This is a genomic window from Piscinibacterium candidicorallinum, assembly GCF_047549485.1.
Taxonomy (GTDB): Bacteria; Pseudomonadota; Gammaproteobacteria; order Burkholderiales; family Burkholderiaceae_C; genus Piscinibacterium; species Piscinibacterium candidicorallinum.
Genome location: NZ_CP180191.1, coordinates 3,822,614 through 3,829,664, shown reverse-complemented (window position 1 = coordinate 3,829,664; position 7,051 = coordinate 3,822,614). Strand labels below are relative to the sequence as shown.

8 protein-coding genes are annotated in these 7,051 nt (G+C 66.3%); all 8 read left to right on the top strand.

Features of this window, described 5'->3' with window-relative positions; genetic code table 11:
• Positions 1–776 precede the first annotated feature (776 nt).
• The 8 genes from rpmH (at position 777) to ACMDW7_RS17325 (ending at position 6,930) form a co-directional block, all read left to right on the top strand.
• Positions 777–914, top strand: coding sequence for a 50S ribosomal protein L34 (gene rpmH / locus ACMDW7_RS17360; RefSeq protein ID WP_054124524.1), 138 nt, complete (start codon positions 777–779; stop codon positions 912–914).
• A gap of 250 nt (positions 915–1,164) precedes the next feature.
• Positions 1,165–1,659 (top strand): ribonuclease P protein component, encoded by a 495-nt coding sequence (locus tag ACMDW7_RS17355; RefSeq protein WP_377304706.1) that lies wholly within the window; start codon positions 1,165–1,167, stop codon positions 1,657–1,659.
• The gene (gene yidD, locus ACMDW7_RS17350) at positions 1,656–2,084 is read left to right on the top strand and encodes a membrane protein insertion efficiency factor YidD (RefSeq protein ID WP_377304704.1); all 429 of its coding nucleotides are present in this window, start codon (positions 1,656–1,658) and stop codon (positions 2,082–2,084) included. The genes ACMDW7_RS17355 and yidD overlap by 4 nt, the downstream gene beginning before the upstream one ends.
• On the top strand, positions 2,081–3,766 hold the full coding sequence (yidC, locus tag ACMDW7_RS17345) for a membrane protein insertase YidC (protein ID WP_377304702.1): 1,686 nt from the start codon (positions 2,081–2,083) through the stop codon (positions 3,764–3,766). The genes yidD and yidC overlap by 4 nt, the downstream gene beginning before the upstream one ends.
• A 75-nt stretch (positions 3,767–3,841) precedes the next feature.
• Positions 3,842–3,967, top strand: a complete 126-nt coding sequence (locus tag ACMDW7_RS17340; protein ID WP_377304700.1) for a hypothetical protein — start codon at positions 3,842–3,844, stop codon at positions 3,965–3,967.
• Positions 3,964–5,337, top strand: a complete 1,374-nt coding sequence (mnmE, locus tag ACMDW7_RS17335) for a tRNA uridine-5-carboxymethylaminomethyl(34) synthesis GTPase MnmE (RefSeq protein ID WP_377304699.1) — start codon at positions 3,964–3,966, stop codon at positions 5,335–5,337. The genes ACMDW7_RS17340 and mnmE overlap by 4 nt, the downstream gene beginning before the upstream one ends.
• 122 nt (positions 5,338–5,459) lie before the next feature.
• A complete protein-coding gene (locus tag ACMDW7_RS17330; protein WP_377304697.1) occupies positions 5,460–6,299 on the top strand; it encodes a phosphate/phosphite/phosphonate ABC transporter substrate-binding protein in 840 nt (279 codons plus the stop codon).
• A gap of 139 nt (positions 6,300–6,438) precedes the next feature.
• A complete protein-coding gene (locus ACMDW7_RS17325; RefSeq protein WP_377304695.1) occupies positions 6,439–6,930 on the top strand; it encodes a hypothetical protein in 492 nt (163 codons plus the stop codon).
• Positions 6,931–7,051 lie beyond the last annotated feature (121 nt).

Sequence of the window (7,051 nt, the reverse complement as noted above, 5' to 3'; positions counted from 1 at the left end):
GGATCAGCAGGCGTCCGGCCGGGGGGATTCGATGAAGGACTGAACTGAATGATGCGTACAAGTCAACTTGCGCGCCACCGCGGCCTCGTCGCAGACCACAGCGCCCGATGCGGCTGCGCGGTCTGAGGTCTCCCAACCTCGTGTGTACTTATTCATATTGTGATGTTGATTAGTGCTGCCAAACGCCCTCTTGAGGCGGTTATCCACAGCGTACACCTGCATATGGCCGTTTGTCCTAGGGTTTACGACAGGCGTTTGCGGACTTTCGACCTGCGCTGCACGCCTCGCATTTTGGTGAGTAATTGCTCGCCTTCACGGCGCTGCGCACAGCGGCGGCAGTTCACTTTTTTGGCGCAAACGGGCCGGCCGAGCGTCCGCCACGGCGGCTTGCGCCCAGGCGGGCCCGAGGCCGGGCTCTAGCAGCCCCGAGGAAGCCGCGGCATAACTCGTTGACAGATAAGGCTTTTCTGGGCTCTAATCATGGGCTTTTCCTGATTCTTCGGGCGCTTTGCAGATGCCGAGCGTACGCACCATCAGGGAACACGCCGGCTGAGTTGCCCTGATGGGCTTGGCTTGCTGGACGGGTTGCAGCGCAGGCGGCTCCCGGCCACCAAGACGGACGCTTTGAAGCAATAGGTCGGGCCAAGGGCTGCAGCATGCCGCGCCGGCACCTCAGGGTGCAGGTTGAACGGACGCACTGCCGGCTCCCAGCGCGGGGCCTCGCAGACAAGCACGCAGCCAACACGAAATCACTGCTTCGAATACTGAGAGCGACCATGAAACGCACCTTCCAACCCTCCGTCATCCGCCGCAAGCGCACCCACGGTTTCCGTGCCCGCATGAAGACCAAGGGCGGCCGCGCTGTCCTGAACGCACGCCGCGCCAAGGGCCGCAAGCGCCTGGCCGTGGCTTGATGCTGTGTTGACGCTGCGCAAGCGGCGTCGCACCGGATCTGGCGAGGCTGCGTCAGGGTTCAGTCCGACACAGGCAGCGCCTGTCGGATCCGCCCCCCGGCAGCGGATGCAGACGTACAAAGAGCGGCCCGAGCGGCCGCTTTTTTGTTTCCGGTCCGCTTGAATCGGACCGGCAACAGCCTGATCGGCCACCGAGCACCTTGCCGCCCATGCCTGCTGCACCCCAAAGTCTCCTCGCCGAAGCCGCACGATGGGTCGCCTGAAGTCCCGCCGCCTGCATGAGTCCGCTGCTTTTGCGGCGGCCTTCATGCGCAAGCCGGCTGCGTCGAGCGGTGCTAGCCCGCCGCCTGCCGGCGTGCGGCTGCGCAGTGCGCACTTCCAGGTGCTGGTGCAGGTTCGCACGCCGTCGCTGACGGCCACCTCAGGCGCGTTGCTGCGCCATCGCCTCGGGCTGGTGGTGGCCAAGCGGCATTTCAATCATGCGGTGGACCGCAACCGGATCAAGCGGCTGGTCCGCAATCACTTCGAGATCGAGCGCCTGGCCACTACTCCGGCCTGCGACGTGTTCGTACGCCTGACCGGCGCCGGTTTCAACCCCCATGCACCGCAGCTGCACGAGGAGCTGACGCAGCTCTGGGCTGACGTGCAGCGCCGCGCCGTTAGCCTTGCGCGCGGCGCAAGCACTGCCACCGAGTTGCTGACCCCGCCCGCGGCAGCGGCCGCAAGCAGCGGAGCCGCGCCATGAACCTTGCGCACCGGCTGCGCCAGATCGCGGCCTGGCTGGTGGATCTGCCCGCCGCCTTGCTGCTGGGGCTGATCCGCGTGTATCGCTATGTCGGTTCGCCGATTGTCGGGCGCTCTTGCAGGTTTACCCCGAGTTGTTCGGCCTACGGCATGGAGGCTGTCAGGAAGCATGGTGCGGCGCGGGGTACATTACTGACCGCTTGGCGAATTGCCCGCTGCAACCCTTGGTGCGAAGGCGGACCGGACCCGGTTCCAGATGACGGGCGGGTCTTCAAGCCCCGTTGTGCCTGCACCGTCGCGTCGACTTCCAGCCCGAGTGCACTGACCGGACACCCCGAGCGCGATGGCGCGCTAGCCGCGGCCGACCCCGCTGCTTCACCTGCATCACCCAACCCCGCATCACCCAACCCCAAACCGCATTCATGAATTCGAATACGCAGCGTTTCATCCTGTGGGCGATCTTCGGTTTCTCCCTGATCTTCCTCTGGGACGGCTGGCTCAAGCACACGGGCCAACCCTCGATGTTCGGGCCGCAGACCGGGCAGACCCAGACTCAGCAGGGCAAGGCCGGCACGCCGCCCGCGGCACCAGGGGTGGGTCTGTCGCAACCGGCGGTCACGGGCACGGCCAGCGCCGCCACGCCGGGCGCGGCAAACCCGGCCGCACCTGCGGCCACCGAGTTCAAGGGCGAGGTACTGACCCTCGCCAACGACGTGCTCAAGCTGTCCATCAACACCAAGGGCGGTGTGGTGGAGCGCGCCGAGCTGCTGCAGCACAAGGCCGACCGCAGTCTGAAGGAGAACTTCGTGCTGCTGTCCAACGAGCCGGGCAAGCCCTATGTGGCTGAGAGCGGGCTGCTGCTGGCCGGCAGCGAAGTGCCCACGCACCTGAGCGCCTTCACCGTGGTGCCCGGCACGCCGGCCAATGTGCTGAGCCTGACCGCCGAGCAAGGCGGGCTGCGCCTGACGCGCACCTACACGCTCGAGCCCGGCAGCTACAGCATCAAGCAGCGCCTGACGGTCGAGAACCTGCGCGCCGAGCCCGTGGTGCCCGCCGTCTACAGCCATCTGCGCCGTCATGGCGACAAGGTGTCAGCAGGCATCAACGACTACTTCATCCACACCTTCACCGGTCCGGCGATGTACACCGAGGCCGACAAGTTCCAGAAGATTCCCTTCGAGGACATCGCCAAAGGCAAGGCCAGCCACAGCAAGAGTGGCAACAACGGCTGGGTGTCGATGATCCAGCACTACTTTGTCTCTGCCTGGGTGCCGCCGCAGGGTCTGGAGCGCAACTACTACGCCGACAAGGACCCCAACGGGCTGGGCTATCGCATCGGCTATCTGGCCAATCTGCCCAGCGTGGCACCCGCCGGCAAGGTCGAGCACGAGGCCGTGCTGCTGATCGGCCCGCAAGACCAGCAGATGCTCAAGAAGGTTGCCCCGGGTCTGGACCTGGTGGTGGACTACAGCTGGCTGACCGTGATCGCCAAGCCCATGTACTACCTGCTGCTGTGGCTGCACGGCATCTTCGGCAACTGGGGCTGGGCCATCATCTTCCTGACCGTCATCATCAAGGCGATCTTCTATTTCCCCATGGCCACCGCCTACAAGAGCATGGCCAAGATGAAGCAGGTCACGCCTCGCATGATGGCGCTGCGCGAGAAGTACGGCGACGACAAGATGAAGCTCAATCAGGCCATGATGGAGCTCTACAAGACCGAGAAGATCAACCCCCTGGGCGGCTGCCTGCCGATCCTCATCACCATCCCGGTGTTCCTGGCCCTGTACTGGGTGCTCTTGGGCAGCGTCGAAATGCGCCACGCGCCCTGGCTGCTCTGGGTCAAGGATCTCTCCACGCCCGACCCCTGGTACATCCTCCCCATCGTGCTGGCCGTGACCATGTGGGCCCAGTTCAAGCTCAACCCCACGCCGCCGGACCCGATGCAGGCGCGCATCCTGATGATCATGCAGGCCGTGTTTGCGGTGATGTTCCTGTTCTTCCCCAGCGGCCTGGTGCTGTACTACATCGTGAACAACGTGCTCTCGATTGCGCAGCAGTGGTGGATCTACCGGCAGCTCGAAAAGCAGGGATACAAGATGCGCTGACGCGCATCTTGTATCCCTCCGGGGATTGATCTACGCCCCCCTTACCCCCCACTGGGGGGTAGAAACAGCGCAAGAATGAACGCCCGCACATTGCGGGCGTTTTTACGTGAAGCCCAAATCGTAGACCCAGCATCCATGCGCCTCTCCAAGGCAAAATGCCTGAAAAGCCGCATGGGACAAGCGGAAAACCCTTCTGAATGACCCACCAAAGCACGCCGATTGCCGCCATTGCCACCGCCCCCGGGCGCGGCGGCATTGGGGTGGTCCGCGTCTCGGGCGGCAAGGGGGGTGCGCTGCTGGCGCCGCTGATGCAGCCCTTGCTGGGCAAGACGCTGGCGCCGCGCCACGCCAGCTACGGTGCGTTTCTGGACGCGGCGGGCGCGCCGATTGATCAGGGCATTGCCCTGTGGTTTCCGGCGCCGCATTCCTACACGGGCGAAGACGTGCTGGAGCTGCAGGGCCATGGGGGGCCGGTGGTGATGCAGCTGCTGCTCGCGCGGGTGCTGGAGGCAGGCAGCAGCATCGGCCTGCGGGTGGCGCAGCCGGGGGAGTTCACGCGCCGAGCCTTCGAGAACGGCAAGCTGGATCTGGCGCAGGCCGAGAGCGTGGCCGATCTGATCGAGGCCAGCACCGAGGCCGCGGCACGCGGTGCGGCAGCGTCCCTGTCCGGCGCGTTCTCGCGCGAGGTGCATGGGCTGATGGATCGCATCACGCACCTGCGCATGCTGGTGGAGGCGACGCTGGACTTCCCGGAGGAGGAGATCGACTTCCTGGAGAAGGCCAATGCGCGCGGCCAGCTGGCGGAGATCCGTGCGCAGCTTGAAGCCACACTCAACAGCGCGCGCCAGGGCGCCCTGCTGCGCGAGGGCCTGAAGGTGGTGCTGGTGGGCGAACCCAACGTGGGCAAGAGCTCGCTGCTCAATGCGCTGGCCGGCGCGGAGGTGGCGATCGTCACGCCGATTGCCGGCACCACGCGCGACCGCGTCAGCGAAACCATCCAGATCGATGGCGTGCCGCTGGTGGTGATCGACACCGCCGGCCTGCGCGATGCGACTGACGAGGTCGAGCGCATCGGCATCGAGCGCACCTGGGAGGCCGTGCGCAGTGCGGACGTGATCCTGCATCTGGTGGATGCGCAGCATGCCGATGCACCCATGGCCAGGGAGATCGAAGCGCGCCTGCCGGCCGGCGTGGCGCAGCGCACGGTGGTCAACAAGATCGACCTTGCTCCCGCGGCCCAGGCGCATGCGGAGGGCGAGCGTCTGTACCTCAGTGCCAAGACTGGCGCCGGCATCGATGCCCTGCGCCGGGAGCTGCTGGCCGTGGCCGGCTGGCAGGGCGGCGCGGGCGAGGGCCGCTTCATCGCCCGCGAACGCCACCTGCAGGCCCTGCGTCTGGCGCGCGAGCACCTGAACGTGGCTGCGCAACACGCCGCGCAAAGCGACCGCGTGCTCGATCTTTTTGCCGAGGAGCTGCGCCTGGCGCAGGAGGCGCTCTCCGAGATCACCGGCGAGTTCACGGCGGACGATCTGCTGGGCGTGATCTTCTCGCGCTTCTGCATCGGCAAGTAGGCGCGCCGGGTCCATCAAACGTCGAGGCGGGCGTTGCTGCTGCGGCGACAGCCGCGCCGCGTGCCGAGGCTGCGGGCTAAGCTGATCGCGCCCCCGAACCGCTCATTCAATTGGAGCCCTGCATGCTGTCGATGTTGCCCCCGCTCGACCTTCGATCCCGCTCTCGCCGCGCGACCCTGCACCGTCTGATGCTGATGAGCCTGCCTGTGCTGTGGAGCGGCGGCGCGGCAGCGCAAGGCGGTACGCGCACCGTGGTGGGTCTGTCCAGTGGCCTGGGTGACACGGCCAGCATGCTCGATGCGCGCGAGGACTTTGCGCCCGTGGTGCAGCTGCTGGGCGAGAAGGCCGGGCTGGAGGTGCTGGCGATTCCGCCCACGCAGATCGCCGGCACGATCGCCGCCGGCCGCTGCGATGTGATGCTGGTGTTGACCAGCGATGCCTGGCGTGCGCAGAACGATTCCGGCTGGCGCGTGATTGCGCTGTCGGACGACACCGCGGGCAATATGGTCAGCCTGCATGCGCGCAAGGGTCTCGCCATGAAGTCGCCGGCCGATCTGAAGGGCCGCAAGATCGCCGTGAACGGCAGCTTTGCGCGCGACGTGCTGGGCGCGCTATTGCGCCAGAACGGCATCGAGAAGCAGGTGGCCGAGCTGCGCGAGACGCGCGACCCGCAGGCGCTTGCGTACTTCCTGCAGAACGGTTTTGCCGATGTGGCGGCCACGCGCGAGCCCGATGTGGCTGCGGCCCTGGAGAAGGCCGGCGCCGCCAGTTTCTTCAAGACCGACAAGATCCCCGTCTACGCGCTGATTGCCAACCCCAAGCTGCCGCAGGAGCGGCTGGAGCGCCTGCGCAAGGCCGTGATCGGCCAACGCTTCGGCGGGGACTTCCAGGGCCGCACGCGCATCCGCGCCTTCACGGCCGTGTCGGCGGATCACGCGGTGGCGCTGAGCCTGTTCGACTGAGCGCGCCGGCCGGGCCGTGTTTACCTGATTGCGCGTTCGCGCGGAGTCGCGGCCACGGGGTATTGCCCGGTGGCCGCGCGGCGCGCACGCTTTCGGCCGCCGCGCGAGCTGCGCGGCGTTCGATCAGGGAGAGCGCAGCATGATCAAGACATGGATGACACTGGGTCTGGCCGCCGCACTGGGCAGTGCGCCGCTGGCCTGGGCCCAGGGCAAATCGAATGCCTGCCCGTTCACTGCCGCCGAGGTGGGTGCGGCGCTGGGTACCAAGTTTGAAGAGGGCAAGGTCGGCAGGGAGACGCCCTTCGGTGCGGGTTCCGTGTCGAGAGGCTGCCGCTACGAGAGCAAGAACTACACACTGATGGTGAACAGCATCGTTTATGGCACTCCCGTGCAGGCCAAGGACGCGTTCAAGCCCATGGCGGGCAGGCTCAAGCCCGTGGCGGGTGACCCTGACGGTGCGATGCTGCAGGAAGGTCAGGGCGACCTGACCAGCCCGACCGTGCACTATCTGCGCGGTTCGCAGCACACCGAGTTGCGCATTCTCGGCATCTACTACAGCGACCCCGGCAAGAAAGATGCGGCCCTCAAGGACTTCCAAGGCAAGCTGCTGAAGCTGCGCCGCGTGCCCTGAGCGGGCAGCGGCCTCAGGGCCACTGGAGGCGCATCCCGCAAAGGGGCGTGAAAACAAAGCAACAATCGAGGCGGTTGAAAGCCGGTCGCCAGTTCGGTTGCGGCAGAATGCTGTTCGTCCA